Here is a 1754-nt window from a genome sequence, read left to right on the forward strand (position 1 = left end):
ACACGGAGGCGCCGTATCCGGAGCAGCTGACGCTGCCGGCGATGTTCCGGCAGCAGGCGGAGCGGACGCCGGACCGCGTCGCGGCGGCGTTCGCGGAGGAGACGCTGACGTACCGCGAGCTGGACGAGCGTTCCGGCCGGATCGCGCGGGCGCTGCGGGAAGGGGGGCTGGCGCCGGAGGAGCCGGTCGGGCTGATGGCGGAGCGCTCTCCGGCGATGCTGGCGGGGCTGCTCGGCATCCTGAAGGCGGGCGGCGCCTATGTGCCCCTGCCGCCGGACTTTCCGGCGGAGCGGCTGCGGTATATGGCGGAGGACTGCGGCCTGCGCACGGTGTGCGCGCAGCGCGGATGGCTGGAGACGGCGGAGCGGGCGGCGCCGGGCGCGGCGCTGCTCGACCTGGACGACGCGCGGTGGCGGGAAGGTGCGGCGGAAGCGCCGCGGGCCGCGAAGGCGCCGGCGGGTGAGGGATCGTCGCGGGCCGAGGAAGCGTCAGCGGTGCCGGAATCGCTGGCGGGGAAAGCGTACAAGACGGAGAGATCGTCAGCGGGGGAAGTAACAGCGGGCGAAGGGGAATTGGCGGGGGAACCGTTCGAGCCCGTGGCGTCGCCGGACGGGCTGGCGTACATCCTGTACACGTCCGGCTCGACGGGGCGGCCCAAGGGCGTGATGATCCGCCACCGGTCGGTGATCAACCGGCTGAACTGGATGCAGAAGGCGTATCCGCTGGGGGCGGACGACGTGATCCTGCAGAAGACGCCGTACAGCTTCGACGTGTCGGTGTGGGAGCTGTTCTGGTGGATGCTGGCGGGCGCGGGGGCGGCGTTCCTTGCGCCGGGGGCGGAGAAGGACCCGGCGGAGCTGGCGGAGGCGATCGGACGCGCGCGGGTGACGACGATGCACTTCGTGCCGTCGATGCTGGCGGCGTTCCTGGAAGCGATGCAGGGCGAGCCGGCGGAGCGGCTGCGGGAGAAGCTGGGGACGCTGAAGCGGGTGTTCGCGAGCGGGGAGGCGCTGCACCGGGCGCACGTGGAGCGGTTCTACGGGCTGATGCGGTCCATGGGGCTGACGGACGTGAAGCTGGTGAACCTGTACGGGCCGACGGAGGCGACGGTGGACGTGTCGGTGCACGAATGCGAGGCGGAGAGCGGGCTGCCGTTCGTGCCGATCGGGAGACCGATCGACAACACGTCGCTGTACGTGGTGGACGAAGGCGGGCGGGCGCTGCCGGTCGGGGTGCCCGGGGAGCTGTGCATCGCGGGGGTGCAGCTGGCCCAAGGGTACGTGAACCGGCCGGAGCTGACGGCGGAGAAGTTCGTGCCGAACCCGTTCGTCCCCGGCACGCGGATGTACCGGACGGGAGATTTGGCGAGATGGATGGAGGACGGCCAAATCCAGTACCTGGGGCGGATCGACGACCAGGTGAAGATCCGGGGGTACCGGATCGAGCTGGGGGAAATCGAGCGGACGCTGCTGCTGCACGAGGCGGTGTCGGAGGCGGCGGTGGCGGCGCGGGACGACGGGGCCGGGGGCAAGCGGCTGGTCGGGTACGTGGTGGCGGACCGGGCGTGCACGTCGGGAGAGCTGAGGCGGCACTGCGCGGAGCGGCTGCCGGCGTACATGATCCCGGAGGCGTTCGTGCAGCTGGAGTCGATGCCGCTGACGGCGAGCGGGAAGGCGGACCGCAAGGCGCTGCCGGAGCCGGAGGAAGAGATGGCGACGGGGACGGAATACGCGGCGCCGGAGAACGGGACGGAG

Annotated in this window: 1 protein-coding gene; it reads left to right on the forward strand. The window is 71.9% G+C overall.

From position 1 onward, the window contains the following. Positions 1-1754, forward strand: a 1754-nt coding sequence (locus tag GE107_RS26200; protein WP_219644647.1) for a non-ribosomal peptide synthetase, incomplete at both ends; no start/stop codon positions are given.

It is taken from the genome of Cohnella sp. CFH 77786 (assembly GCF_019400745.1).
Taxonomy (GTDB): domain Bacteria; phylum Bacillota; class Bacilli; order Paenibacillales; family Paenibacillaceae; genus Cohnella.